The organism is Candidatus Desulfolinea nitratireducens, from assembly GCF_982879505.1.
This window is the reverse complement of sequence record NZ_CEYOSI010000059.1, coordinates 1-17,512: the sequence shown is the minus strand read 5'-3', so window position 1 is coordinate 17,512 and position 17,512 is coordinate 1. Positions and strand designations below refer to the sequence as shown.

18 protein-coding genes are annotated in these 17,512 nt (G+C 48.3%); 15 read left to right on the top strand and 3 right to left on the bottom strand.

The window, feature by feature from the left end; translation table 11 throughout:
- Nucleotides 1–115: 115 nt before the first annotated feature.
- Nucleotides 116–1,294 carry an NAD(P)/FAD-dependent oxidoreductase gene (locus tag AC3DOM_RS07195; protein ID WP_487918357.1) on the top strand — a complete coding sequence of 393 codons (1,179 nt, stop codon included), beginning with the start codon at nucleotides 116–118 and terminating at the stop codon, nucleotides 1,292–1,294.
- A gap of 85 nt (nucleotides 1,295–1,379) precedes the next feature.
- Here AC3DOM_RS07195 and AC3DOM_RS07190 read toward each other — a convergent pair whose 3' ends face one another.
- The gene (locus AC3DOM_RS07190) at nucleotides 1,380–1,604 is read right to left on the bottom strand and encodes a thioredoxin domain-containing protein (RefSeq protein WP_487918356.1); all 225 of its coding nucleotides are present in this window, start codon (nucleotides 1,602–1,604) and stop codon (nucleotides 1,380–1,382) included.
- A 15-nt stretch (nucleotides 1,605–1,619) separates the two neighbouring features.
- On the bottom strand, nucleotides 1,620–1,946 hold the full coding sequence (locus AC3DOM_RS07185) for a hypothetical protein (RefSeq protein WP_487918355.1): 327 nt from the start codon (nucleotides 1,944–1,946) through the stop codon (nucleotides 1,620–1,622).
- A gap of 127 nt (nucleotides 1,947–2,073) precedes the next feature.
- Here AC3DOM_RS07185 and AC3DOM_RS07180 point away from each other — a divergent pair, with 127 nt between their 5' ends.
- The 13 genes from AC3DOM_RS07180 to AC3DOM_RS07120 all read left to right on the top strand — a co-directional run bounded on the left by AC3DOM_RS07180 (nucleotide 2,074) and on the right by AC3DOM_RS07120 (nucleotide 15,103).
- The gene (locus tag AC3DOM_RS07180; RefSeq protein ID WP_487918354.1) at nucleotides 2,074–3,648 is read left to right on the top strand and encodes an aldehyde dehydrogenase family protein; all 1,575 of its coding nucleotides are present in this window, start codon (nucleotides 2,074–2,076) and stop codon (nucleotides 3,646–3,648) included.
- A 338-nt stretch (nucleotides 3,649–3,986) separates the two neighbouring features.
- Nucleotides 3,987–4,889, top strand: coding sequence for a CoA transferase subunit A (locus tag AC3DOM_RS07175; protein WP_487918353.1), 903 nt, complete (start codon nucleotides 3,987–3,989; stop codon nucleotides 4,887–4,889).
- 15 nt (nucleotides 4,890–4,904) lie between these two features.
- The gene (locus AC3DOM_RS07170) at nucleotides 4,905–5,753 is read left to right on the top strand and encodes an alpha/beta fold hydrolase (protein WP_487918352.1); all 849 of its coding nucleotides are present in this window, start codon (nucleotides 4,905–4,907) and stop codon (nucleotides 5,751–5,753) included.
- A 12-nt stretch (nucleotides 5,754–5,765) separates the two neighbouring features.
- Complete coding sequence (locus AC3DOM_RS07165) at nucleotides 5,766–6,542, top strand: CoA-transferase subunit beta (protein ID WP_487918351.1); 777 nt, start codon at nucleotides 5,766–5,768, stop codon at nucleotides 6,540–6,542.
- Nucleotides 6,543–6,699: 157 nt separating this feature from the next.
- Nucleotides 6,700–6,903: a PspC domain-containing protein gene (locus tag AC3DOM_RS07160; protein WP_487918350.1), complete on the top strand. Its 204-nt coding sequence runs from the start codon at nucleotides 6,700–6,702 to the stop codon at nucleotides 6,901–6,903.
- A 136-nt stretch (nucleotides 6,904–7,039) separates the two neighbouring features.
- On the top strand, nucleotides 7,040–7,924 hold the full coding sequence (locus AC3DOM_RS07155; protein WP_487918349.1) for a CPBP family intramembrane glutamic endopeptidase: 885 nt from the start codon (nucleotides 7,040–7,042) through the stop codon (nucleotides 7,922–7,924).
- Between the two features lie 133 nt (nucleotides 7,925–8,057).
- Complete coding sequence (locus tag AC3DOM_RS07150; RefSeq protein WP_487918348.1) at nucleotides 8,058–9,590, top strand: L-lactate permease; 1,533 nt, start codon at nucleotides 8,058–8,060, stop codon at nucleotides 9,588–9,590.
- A 52-nt stretch (nucleotides 9,591–9,642) separates the two neighbouring features.
- Nucleotides 9,643–9,804, top strand: a complete 162-nt coding sequence (locus AC3DOM_RS07145) for a hypothetical protein (protein ID WP_487918347.1) — start codon at nucleotides 9,643–9,645, stop codon at nucleotides 9,802–9,804.
- Nucleotides 9,801–10,541 carry an HAD family hydrolase gene (locus AC3DOM_RS07140; protein ID WP_487918346.1) on the top strand — a complete coding sequence of 247 codons (741 nt, stop codon included), beginning with the start codon at nucleotides 9,801–9,803 and terminating at the stop codon, nucleotides 10,539–10,541. The genes AC3DOM_RS07145 and AC3DOM_RS07140 overlap by 4 nt, the downstream gene beginning before the upstream one ends.
- A 35-nt stretch (nucleotides 10,542–10,576) precedes the next feature.
- Complete coding sequence (locus AC3DOM_RS07135) at nucleotides 10,577–11,503, top strand: DMT family transporter (protein ID WP_487918345.1); 927 nt, start codon at nucleotides 10,577–10,579, stop codon at nucleotides 11,501–11,503.
- Nucleotides 11,504–11,561: 58 nt separating this feature from the next.
- Nucleotides 11,562–12,623, top strand: a complete 1,062-nt coding sequence (locus tag AC3DOM_RS07130) for a hypothetical protein (protein WP_487918344.1) — start codon at nucleotides 11,562–11,564, stop codon at nucleotides 12,621–12,623.
- Nucleotides 12,624–12,919: 296 nt separating this feature from the next.
- A complete protein-coding gene (locus AC3DOM_RS07125) occupies nucleotides 12,920–14,332 on the top strand; it encodes an AAA family ATPase (protein WP_487918343.1) in 1,413 nt (470 codons plus the stop codon).
- A 120-nt stretch (nucleotides 14,333–14,452) separates the two neighbouring features.
- Nucleotides 14,453–15,103: a histidine phosphatase family protein gene (locus tag AC3DOM_RS07120; RefSeq protein ID WP_487918342.1), complete on the top strand. Its 651-nt coding sequence runs from the start codon at nucleotides 14,453–14,455 to the stop codon at nucleotides 15,101–15,103.
- Between the two features lie 183 nt (nucleotides 15,104–15,286).
- Here AC3DOM_RS07120 and AC3DOM_RS07115 read toward each other — a convergent pair whose 3' ends face one another.
- Nucleotides 15,287–15,793: a hypothetical protein gene (locus AC3DOM_RS07115; protein ID WP_487918341.1), complete on the bottom strand. Its 507-nt coding sequence runs from the start codon at nucleotides 15,791–15,793 to the stop codon at nucleotides 15,287–15,289.
- Between the two features lie 385 nt (nucleotides 15,794–16,178).
- Between AC3DOM_RS07115 and AC3DOM_RS07110 the strand changes: the two genes are divergently transcribed.
- Nucleotides 16,179–17,219 carry a zinc-dependent alcohol dehydrogenase family protein gene (locus AC3DOM_RS07110; protein ID WP_487918340.1) on the top strand — a complete coding sequence of 347 codons (1,041 nt, stop codon included), beginning with the start codon at nucleotides 16,179–16,181 and terminating at the stop codon, nucleotides 17,217–17,219.
- Nucleotides 17,220–17,512 lie beyond the last annotated feature (293 nt).

Below are 17,512 nucleotides of genomic sequence, written 5' to 3'. Positions count from 1 at the left end.
CTCGCCTAGCCGATAATTGAGAAATGTCAAAATATTTTCAGCGAATGGACAGTATTATACCCACAGATACGATATAATTTTGAAATTCTGGAATATTTAGATAAGGGAAAAACAGATGAACGATAAATCATACGATGTAATTATGGCTGGCGGAGGTGTGATGGGCTGTGCCACAGCTTTTTATCTTCTCCGATCCGATCCTACCCTCAAAGTGGCAATCATAGAGATGGATTCTACCTATGAAAAGAACTCCACAGTTCTTTCAGACGGGAACACAAGACTTCAATTCAATCTAAAGGAAAATATTCAGATTTCCCAATATGGCCTGGATAAATTAACAACCTTTAGCGAAGAGATGGCAGTGGACGGAATCAAAGTACGGATCGGCTTTCGGCAGGAGGGGAATCTTTTTCTTAGCGATCAGGACAATATCAAAAACGCACAAGCGGGCCTGGCCATGCAGCAAAGCCTCGGCTGCAACGTGGAGTGGCTCACGCCAGATGAAATCTCTGATCGATTTCCCCTCTACAATAAAGAGAGTTTTGCAGGTGGCACTTTTGGGCCTTTGGATGGCACCATGGATTCGCATGCCGTGCTGATGGGTTTCAAAAATAAGGCTATTGATCTCGGTGCAACCTTCATCGAGGCCGAAATTACTGAATTTACACAATCAGCTGGGCAAATAACAGGCGTCAAACTCAGTTCGGGGGAGATAATCAAGGCAAAATATGTACTCAATAGCGCGGGGGCCTGGGCGACCAGATTGGCTCAAACTGTTGGGATCGAGCTGCCAATTGATCCCATTATGCGTCAGGTTTTCATTGTCGAAATTGCCGCCCAGCCTGAAGAAATCTATCCCCTCACAGTATTCCCTTCCGGCCTATATCTCATTCAGGAGCATGAGAATCGCTTTATGATCAGCAAGTCCATGGATGATGATCTGATTGGATTTGACTTTTCAACCAATCGTGAAAGATTTACAGAATTTCTCTGGGAGGAATTGGTCGGGTACGCGCCTGCATTTGACAGGCTCAAAATTACCGGAGCGTGGGCTGGGCTTTATGCGGTCAACACCTTTGACGGGAATGCTATCCTGGGCGAGTGGCCGACCCTGAAAGGCTTCATTCTCGCCAATGGATTTTCCGGCCATGGATTTCAACAATGCCATGCCGTTGGACGTTATCTGGCAGAGTTAATCCTCGGCAATTCACACAAACTTGATCTCTCTATCTTTTCACCGCAACGAATATTTGGGAATAAACCTGTTTTCGAGGGGCATGGGAAATTGGTGTAACTTTTCGAAGAATAGGTGCAAACATAAATAGAGCCGCTATATAATTGTTTGGCGGCTCTATTATTTTTGGGTTCTACGATATATCCTAGTTAATCAATTTTGCAAATTCGGCTTCAAGCTCAAAGTCTGGAACATAACCGATCCATTCTTTATGAATGACACCACTTCCATCAACCAGGAAGAACTGCGGCTGGTACCGAAAATTGAATTGCCTTTTATATTCAGCATTTGCAGCATCATCAATATCAAGGTATGTAAAATCAACTTTTCCAAAATATTTTGATTCAAGCCCGTGCACGACGGGCGCCATAGTTCGGCAGGTGCTTCACCAAAAGGCAAAGAATTCGATTAATTGCGGCTGCCCTGAGGCGATGTTAACAGTTACAGGATCAGTCGCTACCAATTGATTCCCTCGTGAGGTAGGCACAATAACCGGAGTTTCGGTTGGCGGAATATCGGTTGGTGGAATTTCCGTCGGAGCAGGAGCTCCAACCTCTTCTACAGTCGGGGCCGGAACAAACGCGGTGGGAGTAATCACTGGTGGAGCAGGCTCTGGTACAAGCGTCGGTGGGGGTGCGGATGCGCTTGGGGTGCAAGCCGATAGAAAAAAGACGGCCAGCAAGCCCAGGGTCAAGGGAATTTTTCGATTCAAATTATCTCCATTTCTAAGACACTTCTTATATCAGTCGTGGGATATTATCGCCTAAATATGATAACATCAGTCCAGAATACTATACTAGATAATTATTACAGAAAGATTAATTAATCAGGAGATTTTTATGACGGATTTTAAACTAACCTATGCAACCATGTTTGATCCACCCGCAGAATTGCACACAGGTTTTGATAAAGCAATTGCCAAACAAAAAGCGAATCTGGGCCGCGAATATGGAATGCTTATTGATGGAAGAATAATTCTTTCAGATGAAAAGATGGAGGATTATTCGCCCATAGATGTGGGTATGAAACTGGCGATCATGCAAAAAGGGGATGAGACTCACGCACAGGCAGCGATTGAAGCTGCCCGAGATGCTTTCCCTACCTGGTCTCGCACACCCTGGCAGGAGCGCATTAAACTGCTGAGAAAAGCTGCCGATCTAATCGATAAACGTATTTTTGATTTAGGGGCAGCAATGACCCTTGAAGTCGGAAAAAACCGGATGGAAGCTCTCGGTGATGTCGCCGAAACAGCAGAATTAATCCGATATTCCTGCGATCAGGTTGAGGAAAATAAGGGTTTTGTGGTTGAGATGGGCAAAGATCCGCTTGTGGGTTACAAAGCCCGTAATATCTCCAGGCTACGTCCCTATGGTGTCTGGCTGGTGATCAGTCCATTTAATTTCCCCTTTGCACTCACTGGCGGGCCTGCGGGCGCGGCCCTGGCTGCTGGAAATACAGTTATCGTTAAACCTTCTTCGGATACTCCCTGGATCGTTCGCCTTCTGGTGGATTGTTTTGTGGATGCAGGGTTTCCCAAAGGCGTGGTCAACTTTGTCACTGGGCCAGGGCGAACCCTGGGACAGGCGCTGGTTGACAGCCCCGATATTGACGGGGTCACCTTTACTGGCTCTTTAAATGTGGGTATGAATATCTACCGCGACTTTGGCGGCGGAAAATATGTTCGCCCAACTATTTTGGAGCTGGGCGGCAAAAATCCTGCCATTGTCTCGCGCAATGCTGATCTCGAGCGTGCCGCGCTCGGAATTGTTCGCTCTGCCTTTGGCCTGCAAGGCCAAAAATGCTCTGCCTGCTCACGGGTTATTGTGGAGGAGCCAGTCTATGAAGAATTGCTAAGCCGCGTAAAAGAATTGACTGAAAAACTGGTCATCGGCGACCCATCATCAAAGGAGACTTACCTCGGCCCGGTAATCAACAAATCAGCCTATCATGATTTCAAGAATTTCACTGAAGAAATTTCAGAAGCAGGGGCAAAGTTCATCACAGGTGGCAACGTCAGGACTGAGGGTGATCTCTCAAAAGGGTTTTATTGTGAACCAACACTGGTCACCGATCTGCCATTAACGCATCGGATCTGGAAAGAAGAGCTCTTTCTACCTATCACAACCATCGCCAAAGTGAAGAGTCTCGATGAGGCCATGGAAATTGCCAATGATGTGGATTATGGTCTAACTGCAGGATTTTACGGCAACGATGAGGAAGTGGAGTGGTTCTTCGATAAAATCGAGGCAGGTGTGGTCTACGCAAACCGTCCACAAGGCGCAAGCACAGGCGCCTGGCCTGGTTTCCAACCCTTCGGTGGCTGGAAAGGCTCTGGCTCAAGCGGTAAGAACGCAGGCGGACATTATTACGTTCAGTTATACATGCATGAACAGATCCAGACCCTGATCAAATAAATAACAATCGTAATATCAGAATGAGTAACTTAATCCCCTTCCCCCCAAACAGGAAGGGGATTATCATTTAGACATGGATGACAAAGATATCATTCCTCGGATAGGTACATTCTTTATCATAATGAGTATTGGCTTTTTTCTCCTATTCGCCATTTCCAACCCTACTGAAAAAAACTACTTCGATTATCTGTTTATCGGGATATTTCTCGCGGTAATTGGGTTTTTTATGCGCCGCAAAGCCGCCCCGCCACCTCCAACAAATCGTTTCTCTTTGTTCAAAAAAATGCGTGACAAAGAGAAGAAAGATTAAATTTCCTGAAACAACGATAAAGGATTTTATGAGTAAACTAATACCCCTTTCTGAAGCAATTTCAAAATTTATGCAAGATGGCGAGAGTTTATATGCCGCGGGATTCACTCATTTGATCCCTTTTGCAGCCGGGCATGAGATCATTCGCCAGGGCAAACGCGACCTTGAGCTTGCTCGGGCCACCCCGGACTTGATCTATGACCAAATGGTTGCCGCCGGTTGTGCAAAAAAGATCACTTTTTCCTATATGGGTAACCCCGGTGTTGGTTCATTGCGGATTGTACGCGGGGCCATTGAGCGCGGCGAAATTGAATGGGAAGAATATTCTCATTTCGGCATGATCTCCTGTCTCCAGGCAGGTGCAGCGGGACTGCCCTTTATGCCGATCATGCCCACTGGCGCCACTGATCTCGAAAAAGCGAACTCCAGGATCAAACGTGTTGTCGATCCTTATTCCGGGAATGAGTTGATCGCTGTCCCCGCTCTAAACCCTGATGTGGCCATCATCCACGTGCAACGAGCAGATATCAACGGAAATTCCCATCTCTGGGGCATTATTGGTGAGCAAAAAGAAGCCGCCTTTGCTGCCGAAAAAGTGATTGTGACCGCCGAAGAAATCGTGGATGAATCTGTCATCCGATCTGATCCAAATCGAACATTGATTCCCGGTTTTATTGTCGATGCTGTCTGCCATGTTCCGCACGCCTGCCATCCATCCTATGCACAGGGTTATTACGACCGCGATAACGCTTTCTATATGGGCTGGGATGAGATCAGCAAAAGCCAGGAAAGTGTCCAGTCCTGGCTGGATGAGTGGGTCTACGGGACCAGGGACCACGCAGAGTATTGGGAAAAGCTTGGTAAAGAAAAGCATAAAAACCTTGAGGTTGAAGAATTACTAAGCGCCCCAATTAATTATGGAAAATACTAGGTAAAAGAAATTTCAGTGAAGATTCCATTCACCACATATAATCAGGGCTCACATAAGGAGGGCTCGCAGCTTCTTTTTGCCCATGCCAACGGCTATCCGCCCGATTGCTATAGTCCGCTATTTAAATTGCTCAAAAACTATCAGATTTCTGCGATTCACCAGCGTCCTCTTTGGGAAGATAGCAAGCCTCAAGATATCGATGATTGGAATCCCCTCACAGATGATCTCCTGCATTTTATGAATGCGGAAGAAATGGATCAGGTCAACGGAATTGGGCATTCCCTGGGTGGGATCGCCCTGCTGCGGGCTGCCCTGCGTGAACCTCAACGCTTTTCCAGTCTCATCCTGATTGACCCGGTCTTGTTTCCACCATATTTTATTCGCCTGTGGAATATTCTCCGGATTCTTAAATTGATCGATTATATCCATCCCCTGATTCCGGCAGCCCGAAGACGGCGAAGGGTTTTCAAAAGTCGCCAATCGCTCACTGTAAGCTATCGCAGAAAATCCGTATTTAAATATTTCAGCGATGAGGCGCTTGAGGCAACCATTGATGGAATCACCTGTCCCCTTGAAGATGGAAGCTTCAAGCTCTGCTACAGCCCGGAATGGGAGGTCCAAATTTATAGTACCGGGGTCTGGCGGGATTTGGAGCTCTGGAAAAAACTGCAATATCTGGAAGTCCCTCTGCTGATCATTCGCGGCGCAGAATCCGACACTTTCTTTGAAAGCACCGGGCGGCTTGTAACTAAAAAACTACCTTCAGCCAAGGTTGTAAATATTGAAAAAAGCACCCATCTTTTACCAATGGAAAAGCCTGAGGCAGTAAAAGATGAAATTCAGAAATTCTTAAGCACCCTTTAACAAGGAACCGATATGACTTCGACATTTTCTTCTGCAGAACTGATGATTGTCAACTCTGCCCGCATGTTACGCGATGGCGACGTGGTCTTCGTGGGCGTAGGGCAGCCAAATCTGGCTTGCAATCTCGCCAAGCGCACCCACGCCCCCAACCTGACGATGATCTATGAGGCTGGTGTCATTGGTGCTGAGCCCGCCCGACTGCCCCTTTCCATCGGTGATCCAACCCTGGTGAGTGGAGCATTATCGATCTGCTCAATGTATGATATTTTCGCCAACTATCTCCAACGCGGCAATGTGGATGTGGGATTCCTCGGCGGCGCACAAATTGATCGTTTTGGGAATATCAACGCTACGGTTATTGGTAATAATGGCTACGCGCATCCAAAAGTCAGATTACCCGGATCCGGTGGCGCAGAGCTGATCTCGGCCTGGGCCAATCGCTGCTATATCATGACCCCTCATCAAAAACGTCGTTTTCCCGAAAAAGTGGACTTTATCACCTCCGCGGGTTTTCTGAATGGCCGCTCGGAACGTGATGCCACTGGTGTACGTGGTGGCGGTCCGCTAGCGATCATCACTGACCTCGGTTTACTGGAGCCAGACGAAAATGGTGAATTGACCCTCACAGCGCTCCATCCTGAGCGTACGGCTGAGGCGGCCATTGAAAATACAGGCTGGGATTTACAAGTCGCAGCAGATCTAAAAAGCACAGAGCCGCCCAGCGATGAGGAGTTGCGCATCCTCTATGATGAACTCGACCCTGATGGGTTATATTTAAAGCGGGCATAATCACAACCTGTTGATCCCCAGTAACGTATATCAAGTGAAATATTTTATTGATTTTGTCATTGCGAGGGCGATACCCCGAAGCAATCTCCTTCCCTGACAATTTTGAGATTGCCGCAGTCGCTCCACTCTTACGCAATGACAGCACAAGGAGAAAATAATGACCATTGAACAACAACGTCCCCCGCTGCGCCGTTCGCGACGAAACCGTGTTTTCGCTGGTGTTTGTGGTGGTTTGGCCGAATTCTACGGGATTAATGCCTTTTGGTTTCGCCTGGCCTTTTTCATCGCCACACTGCCCGGAGGTGTACCAGGGATCGCTGCCTATTTGATCTTTTGGTTTATTGTCCCAAAAGCCAATTAACAGCACCGTCCCGCAGGTTCTCATTGTTCAATTTTGCTTTTAGGGCAAACCTGCGGGACGCTATCCATAAAGTAAAATTATGGAGGAAATCCTTCCTAAAACCAAGGAAATGAGAATTTAACCAAAGGAGAAAATAATGACCACAGAAACCAAATCGCGATCATTCTTTATCCGGATATTCATCTCCCCAAACGAACCCCGACTGCGAGCGGGGTGGCGTCTTTTAGTTCATCTCGGTCTCGTTTTTATAGTAGGCCTGGCACTTAATTTCATAGCGTCTTTCCTCCCCTTTCCGACAGGTGGTGGCATGCTTGCAGGACAATTAGGCAATCTGATTGTGCTGACGCTCTCCATCTATATTGCCCGCCGCTGGCTCGACAAACGCAGCTTATCCAGTCTGGGTCTCAAACTGGATAAAAAGGTGTGGATCGATCTGTTTGCTGGAATCGCGATTACGTTTCTAATGATGGGATTTATTTTCCTTGTTGAATGGGCTCTGGGATGGATCACTTTTGAGGGATTCGCGTGGCAGACAGAATCCGCCTCATCCGTGACCCTGAACTTGCTCGGCATTTTATTTGCCTTTACTCTGGTCGGATGGAACGAGGAGCTCCTCAGCCGCGGCTACCAGCTTCAAAATCTGGCTGACGGAATAAACCTCCGCTGGGGTATATTGATCTCCTCTGCCATCTTTGGATTATTACATCTTGGCAACCCCAATGCAACCTGGCTCAGCGCAGCAGGCATTTTTCTCGCGGGTCTCTTTTTGGCATATGGTTATACCAGCACCAGGCAACTTTGGCTTCCGATCGGATTACATATTGGCTGGAACTTCTTCGAGGGAGTCATCTTTGGCTTCCCCGTCAGCGGCCTGGACCTGTACCGGCTAACCCATATCAGCGTGAATGGCCCTGAGCTCTGGACCGGTGGTGCATTTGGCCCCGAGGCCGGATTGATACTCATCCCTGCATTAGCTCTGGGAGCCGGATTAATTTATCTCTACACGCGAAAAGAATACTAATAAATTCCTAAGCGGAGGGCGAATGAGATGATCTGCAGTCGCCTGTACTCGACAGAGTGAACGACGGGGAGCTGGAATATCTCCTCTACGACTGCCCTCGTCCCTTCGGTCGCCGCTCAAAGACTGGATATTTATGCCACTCCTTGCCACCCTCCCCATTATTATCATCCTCATCCTGATGGTCGGTTACCGTTGGGGGGCAGCCCGCGCTGGTGCAGCCGGGTATATTTCTGCACTATTGGTAGCGATCACATATTTTGGTGCGAATGCCAATGTTCTTGCCTATGCGCATACAAAGGCAATTCTGCTCACCTTTGATGTTCTATTTATCATTTGGGCCGCATATTTACTCTATCGTGTCTCTGATGAAGCAGGGGCGATCAAAACCATTGGTGAAGCATTACGCCAATTAACCAGCGATAAGGGGATGCAGGCCATCCTGATTGGGTGGGTCTTCGCATCATTCCTTCAAGGTACGGGCGGATTCGGTGTCCCTGTGGCTGTCACTGCACCGCTGCTGGTTGGGCTGGGTTTTACCCCCTTGGCAGCTGTTGTTATCCCCACAATTGGCCATGGCTGGGCAGTAACTTTCGGTTCATTGGGTTCATCATTTAATGCGCTGATCTCAACGACCGGTCTTGAGGCCGAGCTTCTCGCGCCCTCATCTGCTTTATTTCTGGGATTGGCAGCTCTGCCTACCGGCTTGATGGTCGTTCACGTAGCGGATGGATGGAATGGCGTCAAAAGGCTTTTTGTCAAAGCGTTGATCATTGGTGGAGTCATGGGAGGCGTGCAATATTTCGTCGCTGCAAATTTGGGACTTTGGAATATGGGAGCGTTTGCAGGCGGGCTGGCAGGGCTTATCGTCGGGGTGACGATCGTTCGTTGGGGCGAGGCAAGCCCAAAGTCCGGAAAGCAAATCGAGGCGAAGCCCCTTCTGATCGCCTTATCAGCCTATCTTGTACTCATATTTGTTACCGTTTCAATCCTGCTTTTTCCATCAGTAAATCCTCTCAAGGATGCCCTTGGTCAGATCTCCATTAAAATTAACTTTCCTGAAACGATCACCGATCTGGGGTATCGCTCCCCCGCCGGGACCAACAAGCCCATCTATATTTTCAAGCATGCCGGCGCGATCCTGCTTTACGCCTCTGCAGCGGCCTTTGTGATTTACAAACGGGCCGGGTATTATGCGGAAGGTGTTGGAAAAAAGATTTTGAATGACACGGTGCGAAAAATGGTCTCATCGAGCCTGAGTATTGCCTTAATGGTTGCGATGGCGGTGGTCATGCAGCAATCCGGGATGACCGAAGCGCTGGCGCAGGGATTGGCTGATAGCGTTGGTGCTGCATATCCTCTCGTCGCCTCCTGGATCGGGGCGATCGGGTCCTTTATAACCGGCTCAAATACAAATTCAAATGTGATCTTTGCCGCGTTGCAAATGAGGACAGCAGAATTATTGGGCTTTAGTGTCCCAATCATATTGGCTGCGCAAACATCTGGTGCAGCGCTGGCCTCAGTTGTTGCGCCCGCAAAATTGATCGTCGGTGCCAGCACGGCGGGCATGGAAGGAAAAGAGGGAGAAGTAATGCGAGCTGTGATCGGCTATGGCGGCGGCCTGGTTCTATTTATTGGCCTGCTGACGGTTTTTGCAATTTACTTCTAAATCCTTTATAAAGCTGGTTCGCTTTTCTTACGCGTTGCGGTACACTTAGATTATGTTACAGAAGAAATTTTCCCGTCAAAGCCTCGCCTTTGGGTTGATCGTGATTGCCTCAGCGCTGTTATATAATGCTGCAGAATGGGGGAATACTTTTGCCATTTGGATCTTACTGTCCCTGATCGTACTCGCCGCATTCATTACCCTAATGAACAAATGAAGACAACTATTCGCGCCGTTTTTTTTGACCTCGGCAAAACTCTTCTTTACCCTATAAACTCCTGGCAATCCGTCCTTGCGCGCTCTACCAAGGCGCTGACCGATTCTCTCGTCTCCCATGATATTGATATCAATCTCAAAACTTTTCCCTACGAATTTATTGATCGACTGAATAATTATTATGCTGATCGCGAAGAGACGATGCGTGAGACGACAACGCTCAAGATGCTCCGGGACCTGCTCGCCGAAAAGGGATTCCGGGACATCCCCCCTCACATCCTGCGTTCTACGCTGGATGCGAAATACGCCATCACGCAATCCAATTGGGCGCTCGAGGCTGATACAATCTCAACTTTGGAAGCTCTAAAAAATATTGATTACAAACTTGCAATAATATCTAATGCAGCAGACGATCCTGATGTTCAAACTCTTGTTGATACCCACAACCTTCGCCAATACTTTAGTTTTATCCGCTCTTCGGCAGCTTCCGGGTATCGAAAACCCCACCCGCATATGTTTGAAGAAGCGCTAAGCTTCCTAAACCTTTCCTCCGAGCAATGCGCGATGGTCGGTGACACCCTCAATGCAGATATCAAGGGGGCAAATAAATTGGGGATCTACAGCATATGGATCAATCGCCACGTAAACAAAGATACCAAAACGCTGATCGACATTCGCCCCAAATCGGTAGTTCAGACTCTGGGAGAACTTCCCAATCTTTTACGCGAAATTTCCTGAAGCTACCTGGAATCCACCAACAAATTCATATAAATATGACCAACCACGACGCAACATCATGGCTGCAATCCAAATCACTTCCCTATATTGGCTTGGGGATCGGGATCCTGGCTCTGGGTATGTCTGCAATATTTGTTCGCTGGGCCGATGCTCCCGGACCTGTAACAGGTTTCTATAGACTATTTTTATCCACTATTTTCCTGACCCCATTTTTTATTCGCCGTAGCAGTCATAATAAATCTTCTCTCAACAAAAAGACCATAATATTCCCTTTTCTCGGTGGAATCCTGCTCGCACTGGATCTGGCTTTCTGGAGCACATCTGTCTTTTATACTTCAGCCGCAAACTCTACTCTGCTTGGAAATACAGCCCCTCTCTGGGTTTCTTTGGGGGCCTGGTTAATTTTTCGTGAAAAGTTAACAGGCAACTTTTGGTTTGGTCTCGCTCTAGCGATGGCTGGAGCCGTCCTGATTGTTGGCTCAGATTTTTTTATTCATCCGCGTCTCGGGATTGGTGATCTGATGGCCGCAGCAGCTGGAGTTTTCTACGGCGGATATTATCTTGCCACTCAACGAGGACGTCAGCATTTTGATTCCATCTCTTATGTCTGGTTGATGGGTGTAATCGCGAGCGTCAGCCTGGCCCTGATCAATCTTGGTTTGGGACATTCTCTTGGTGGCTACTCAAAGGAAACCTGGCTGGTCTTCGGCGCAACAGCATTGGTATCCCAGATCATCGGTTATATTTCCATATCGTTTGCCATGGGCCATCTCCCTGCTTCGGTAGTCGCGCCAACCATGGTCGGGCAACCGATCATGACCACGATCCTCGCCATTCCATTGTTGGGTGAAATCCCCCGGCCCATTCAACTTTTGGGAGGGGCCATCGCCCTGACCGGTATTTTCCTTGTTAATCGCGCATATCATCAAAAATCCGATAAACCCGACCATAGAACTGATTGACTTACCCCCTGTTTTTTCATATACTTGACCCACGTACCTTACGTAAAAGGAGAATCACATGAATAATCTGGATGCCATTCTCGAAGTTGCTATCGGCCTCGTCTTTGCCTGGCTCATATTAAGTGTTGCCACGATGGAAGTCCAAACTATCATTGGCAAATTATTTAATACGCGTGCAAAATTTCTAGAACAATCCATTCTTGATATGTTCCGCGATGAGAAGAGTTTTGTTGAAGAATTTTATAAACATCCGGCAGTTAAAGCGCTTTATGTAAAAGGTGCTTTTGGCAAGAAAAAAAAACCAGGCTATATTCCCAGCAAAGTTTTTGCAGAAGCCGCCCTCGATATTTTTGTAAATCTGGGCATTGACGAAGAAAACGTTGGGGATGATCACGTTTCGATCCAGAAGATCATGTCCAGGATCGAAAAGATCAATCAGGAAAATCCGGATCTCGGCTATACGATAAAACGTGTTCTGCCAAAATTTGATGGGACAGAGGTATTTGCCAAAATTCAAACAGCCGAAGAGAAGGCAACTGAATTTAAGGCCAATGCTGAAGGCTGGTTTGATGAGTCGATGACCAAGGCCTCGTATTGGTTTAAGGAAAAGAACAATACGATCTCCTTCTTTATCGGCCTTGTGCTTGCACTCATTATTAATATCGACACCATCGGTATTACCCAACAGCTATGGCGTGAACCCACATTAAGGCAATCCTTAATTGCTCAGGCACAAAATGCCGATGTGGAAGGTGAAATTAATTCAGTCGCAGCACTCGAAGAAAAATACGAGGATCTCGCCCTTCCGGTTGGCTGGACAACGGAAACCGCCGATTCACTCGCAGACTGTGGCTGGCTTCCAGGGAGAAACGTACAACCCGGCATCATGAAAGCGGGTCAGTGCGAAATGCTGACCGCACTCCCCGCGATGAATGATGGTTGGGGCTGGATAGCGAAGTTCCTGGGTTTGCTTTTCAGCGCAGTAGCCGCCATGCAAGGTGCTCCTTTCTGGTATGATATGCTCAAAAAGATCCTTCATATCAGTGGCAAATCAAATCAGAATATCGAGCCGCCTCCTGCGGCACCACCGCCCACTCCCCCTGTTGAGGCTGTTGGGTAAGTCAGCATTTTCTAGAATAATAGGGCTACCAGGATAATCGCTTCAAATTCAAAAATATTATTTGAGAAAATGCAATGTTATCCAGAACAAATGCAGTTCCTGAGCGGAAGGCGACAGCTTTTGAGCCTGTAGTCGAAGGACGATATTCTGAAAATCGCTCTTCACCCTGTCGGGTACAGGCGACTACGCTTCGCTCCGCTCAGAGACTGCATTTAGATTTAATAGTGAAATAGAGGTGCTTGCTTTGATAGAGCTGCATTTACAGCTCTATTTTTTTACCCGTTATAATATCCTTTATGACCGATCTCTTTGACCATAAAATGCAGGAAAACCTGAAAAAGGAAGCCCCCCTCGCAGCACGAATGCGTCCTCGCACCCTGGATGAATATGTTGGGCAGGAGCATATCGTAGGGGAAGGTAAATTGCTCCGGCGAGCCATCGAAGCGGACAGGCTTTTTTCCTCGATCCTGCTCTGGGGGCCGCCAGGGACGGGGAAAACGACGCTCGCCCAGATCATCGCCAACCAGACCGAATCACATTTCGAGACCCTCTCCGCTGTTTTGGATGGAAAACCACGTCTGCGCGAAGTGGTCCAGGAGGCCCTCGAGCGGCGTAAACTTTATAATAAAGCGACGATCCTCTTTGTGGACGAAGTCCATCGCTGGAACAAAGCCCAGCAGGATGCGTTGCTTCCTCACGTTGAAAATGGCGCCATCCGTCTGATCGGGGCGACGACCGAGAATCCTTTCTTCGAGGTGATCGGGGCCCTCGTCTCCCGCTCACGTGTCTTTCAGTTGCGGGGATTGAACCAGGAGGAATGCGGCGTTTTGCTGGACCGCGCCCTGGCCGACGTTGAACGGGGATATGGTTCTCGCCAGATCAACTTCCATGATAACGCCCGCAAGCACCTCGTCGAGATCGCAACGGGGGATGCGCGCAATGCACTAAATGCCCTCGAATTGGCTGTCGAATCCACGCAGGCAGACGAGCAAGGCATCATCCAGATCACCCTTGATGTGGCCCAGGAATCGATCCAGCGTCGGGCCGTACTTTACGATAAGGATGGCGATTCGCATTATGATACGGTTTCGGCCTTTATCAAATCGATGCGCGGCTCAGACCCGGATGCCGCGCTCTATTGGCTGGCAAAGATGATCTATGCCGGTGAGGACCCGCGTTTTATTTTGCGGAGGCTTCTGATCCTGGCGGGAGAGGATATCGGCCTGGCTGACCCGATGGGGTTGGTTGTCGCCAATGCCGCGGTTCAAGCATTTGAGTTCGTGGGGATGCCCGAAGGAATTTACTCGATCGTGGAAGCAACCCTTTATCTGGCGACGGCACCAAAATCGAATAGCGCCGGCGCATATTTCAAGGCTCTCAAAAGGCTCGAGGAACAGGGACAGGTATCCGTCCCGAACCATCTCAAGGATGGCAACCGCGATGCGGACGCGCTGGGACATGGCAAAGGTTATCTTTATCCCCACGACGATGAGGGCCATTTTACCCCCCAACAATATCTCCCCAAACGCCTGCTCGGGACCTATTTTTACGCGCCCTCAAAACAGGGTTACGAAGCGGAAATTGTCGATAGACTCGAGATGTGGCGCGAGGCGCAGCGCAAAGCACTGGGCATTGAAGAATATCAAATGGCGCCCGAGCTGAGCGAGGAAAAGATCAAGACGATCAAGCGCGGGATGAGTTCCAGTTAGCATTCAGTGCTACCCCGTTTTTTATAATGCTGGTTCCAATGCTCCGCGTTGGAACATTGCGAAAAATTGCAACGCAGAGCATTGCAATTAGAAGGTATTACTCACAAAGGAAGCTCCAAAATGACCACTTTGCTGCTGATCAGACATGGCGAAAATGATTTTGTCAAAACCAATAAAATGGCCGGACGCTTGCCCGGAGTCCACTTGAATGAACGTGGAAAGGAACAAGCTGCCGCGCTCGCCAATGCCCTCGGCCCGCTTCCGTTAAAAGCGATATATGCCAGTCCCCTTGAACGTGCCGTCGAAACAGCCCAACCCCTGGCGGATTCCCATAAACTAAAGATCACCCAGATCCCGGACCTGATGGATATCGATATCGGCAAATGGCAGGGACGTTCGTGGAAGGTGCTCAGCCGCTCCAAGGTCTGGAGAATTGTCCAGCAGGCTCCGTCTCGCTTCACCTTCCCCGAAGGAGAATCCTTTCTGGACGCCCAGACACGTCTTGTTGCAGCTGTGGAGAAGATTGCTGCCGCGCATAAACCCAGAGATATCGTCGCGATCGTTTTTCACGCCGACCCGATCAAGCTGGTCATCTGCCATTATCTTGGCCTGCCCCTGGATCGATTTCAACGGCTGGGAATCAGCACTGGCTCCACCTCGGTGCTTTGGGTCAACGAGATGAGCGCTCACCTGATGAAAATGAATCTGACGCCGCCCTTTGAATTGCCGATGCCGCCAAAAAAGAAAAAGAGGGAGAAGAAAGAGAAGTGAGAAATTTATTCGGAAAAATTAAATTAATTATGGCACCAAAAGGTCCCGTTCCCTTGGAGGGACCGGGACCTTGATTTAATAATTTTCATCAAAGAAAATAGGTGTAACCAGTGTTCCTTATCTTCCCAGATAGACGAGGCTACCAGCCGAATAGGATTGCTTGAAAGATTATGTTTTATTATCTCATCCAGCTGATATGAATTCGGATTCCAATTCGAGCGTCATCTTTCGCGCAAAGTATAGTGGGATGATTCCAAGGATGCCAAATAACATATCGATCATCCGCCAGAGCATTGGAATTCCGCGAAAATGACCCAGGATGAGGGCATAGGGGATGATCAGCACACAGGCTATCATCCCAAACTCTATCACCCATCGATTTTGAATTGGGTCCTTGACCGCGCCGATAAAGGCAATTGCAATTACAAAATGACCAAATGCCAGCCAATCGTATCCATATGCCAGGAAGGCATGATTCTGATATTGATCTTCAATCGCATGTTGAACGAGTGAAATCCAATGGGATAATGACGGGGCTATCGCCTCAATATTTGTCCCCTCTCCTGCAATTGAGTTGAGAATATTCAATTCAAACCGCAAGGGAATGGCCGTAAGACCGCTAAATCCCAAAGCGAGAACAAAGAATATCAGGATGCTCCTGATCCGGAACAAACGCCCTTTTGTATTCATAGGGCATTTATAAGGGTTAACGCTCCCAATCTCTCTCAAAGACTGGCGAGAAACTATCGACAATCGCTGCCCAATTTTCTGTGCGGACTTGCCCTACAAAATGCGGCGCGAAAGTCCTCCCTCAATTCAAGTTGCCCCACAGGGTATGAAAGCCACCTGCACCCCGAATAAAGGTGCGGCAACCAGCGTAAAAGTTTCAACAGCGCAAATTGTACATGTGAGTAGTAGGTTTATTTGAAGCATTAGGCTAGAAACTATCGACATCCAGGAGGCTTTCGACTAAACTCATCCTCTGGATTCCAATTGATTTCCACAGACTGCCAATCCAGAGCAGTCTCCACAAAAGAAATCATTTATCCATGAAAAAGGTTTATGAGGAGATACTATGAAAGCGGCGCTTTACAAAGAATTTGGGCAAGCAATTACAATCGAGGAGCTCCCTGACCCCACTCCCCACAAGGATGGGGTCGTGATCCGCGTCCAGGCGAACGGGATTTGTCGCAGTGATTGGCACGGCTGGATGGGGCATGATGGCGACGTTCGTCTTCCCCACGTCCCTGGTCATGAGCTGGCTGGCATTGTTGAGGCTGTTGGCAAGAATGTCACCAAATGGCAAATCGGGGATCGCGTCACCCTGCCCTTTGCCTGTGGCTGTGGAAGCTGCAGAGAATGCCTCTCTGGCAATCACCAGGTCTGCGATAATTATTTCCAACCGGGTTTTACTGCCTGGGGTTCCTTTGCCGAATATGTTGGCATTCGCTACGCCGATACGAATCTGGTCAAGTTACCGGAGAGTCTCGATTTTGAAGATGCGGCCAGTTTGGGATGTCGATTCATTACCTCCTTTCGGGCGATTGTTGCGCAGGGGAGAGTGGCTCCCGGAGAATGGGTTGTGGTCCATGGCTGTGGAGGGATCGGACTCTCGGCGATCATGATTGCAAACGCGATAGGGGCACAGGTAATCGGCGTGGACATCAAGGATGAAGCCCTGAATTTGGCAAAATTACTTGGGGCAGCAGTTACTCTTAATCCCAGAAAGGGGCCAAATCTGATTGAAGCCATCCGCGAAATTACCAAAGGCGGCGCTCAGGTCTCTATTGATGCATTGGGGAGTAATGAAACCTGCCTGAACTCCCTCCTGAGTCTGCGCAAACGGGGTCGCCATGTACAAATTGGGGTGATGGCCGATGATGATGCCGAGACGCCCATTCCCATGGGGATGGTTATGTTCAACGAATTGGAATTGATTGGTAGCCACGGGATGCAGGCCCACGCCTTTGGTCCCATGCTGGATATGATCACAACTGGCAAATTACATCCCGGCAAGATGATCACCCGAAGGGTTTCCCTGGAAGAGGGTATCAAGGTCCTGGAAAGCATGGGCGAATTTTCCGAACCAGGAGTGGTTGTGATCACTCAGTTTTGATGGATTATTGTCCTGACATAATTTCACTATTTTCAAAATTTACATAATTACTTAAAGAACAGCCTCCGTTATTCTGCCTGAAACGGGGGCTGTTTTGGCCATAGATGGAAGATCTATTTATGAAATATTCGCGCCAAAATTACTCGTTAAAATTTAGCACCTTTTTTTGATATAATGCTCGGCAAATAACAGCACTTGAGAGGGATACTTATGTCGACCCATAATAGAAAGAAAGGTACCAAAGATGCAAATAGCAGTGAAAATTAATAATTTACGTTTGCTGCTCAATGAGC

What these genes read in the sequence shown, in the direction of transcription:
- AC3DOM_RS07175 (WP_487918353.1), top strand. Translation starts at nt 3,987, where the DNA reads ATGAGTAAACTAATACCCCTTTCTGAAGCAATTTCAAAATTTATGCAA.
- AC3DOM_RS07165 (WP_487918351.1), top strand. Translation starts at nt 5,766, where the DNA reads ATGACTTCGACATTTTCTTCTGCAGAACTGATGATTGTCAACTCTGCC.
- AC3DOM_RS07145 (WP_487918347.1), top strand. Translation starts at nt 9,643, where the DNA reads ATGTTACAGAAGAAATTTTCCCGTCAAAGCCTCGCCTTTGGGTTGATC.
- AC3DOM_RS07140 (WP_487918346.1), top strand. Translation starts at nt 9,801, where the DNA reads ATGAAGACAACTATTCGCGCCGTTTTTTTTGACCTCGGCAAAACTCTT.
- AC3DOM_RS07125 (WP_487918343.1), top strand. Translation starts at nt 12,920, where the DNA reads ATGACCGATCTCTTTGACCATAAAATGCAGGAAAACCTGAAAAAGGAA.
- AC3DOM_RS07115 (WP_487918341.1), bottom strand. Translation starts at nt 15,793, where the DNA reads ATGAATACAAAAGGGCGTTTGTTCCGGATCAGGAGCATCCTGATATTC.
- AC3DOM_RS07155 (WP_487918349.1), top strand. Translation starts at nt 7,040, where the DNA reads ATGACCACAGAAACCAAATCGCGATCATTCTTTATCCGGATATTCATC.
- AC3DOM_RS07150 (WP_487918348.1), top strand. Translation starts at nt 8,058, where the DNA reads ATGCCACTCCTTGCCACCCTCCCCATTATTATCATCCTCATCCTGATG.
- AC3DOM_RS07160 (WP_487918350.1), top strand. Translation starts at nt 6,700, where the DNA reads ATGACCATTGAACAACAACGTCCCCCGCTGCGCCGTTCGCGACGAAAC.
- AC3DOM_RS07110 (WP_487918340.1), top strand. Translation starts at nt 16,179, where the DNA reads ATGAAAGCGGCGCTTTACAAAGAATTTGGGCAAGCAATTACAATCGAG.
- AC3DOM_RS07180 (WP_487918354.1), top strand. Translation starts at nt 2,074, where the DNA reads ATGACGGATTTTAAACTAACCTATGCAACCATGTTTGATCCACCCGCA.
- AC3DOM_RS07120 (WP_487918342.1), top strand. Translation starts at nt 14,453, where the DNA reads ATGACCACTTTGCTGCTGATCAGACATGGCGAAAATGATTTTGTCAAA.
- AC3DOM_RS07195 (WP_487918357.1), top strand. Translation starts at nt 116, where the DNA reads ATGAACGATAAATCATACGATGTAATTATGGCTGGCGGAGGTGTGATG.
- AC3DOM_RS07130 (WP_487918344.1), top strand. Translation starts at nt 11,562, where the DNA reads ATGAATAATCTGGATGCCATTCTCGAAGTTGCTATCGGCCTCGTCTTT.
- AC3DOM_RS07190 (WP_487918356.1), bottom strand. Translation starts at nt 1,604, where the DNA reads ATGGCGCCCGTCGTGCACGGGCTTGAATCAAAATATTTTGGAAAAGTT.
- AC3DOM_RS07135 (WP_487918345.1), top strand. Translation starts at nt 10,577, where the DNA reads ATGACCAACCACGACGCAACATCATGGCTGCAATCCAAATCACTTCCC.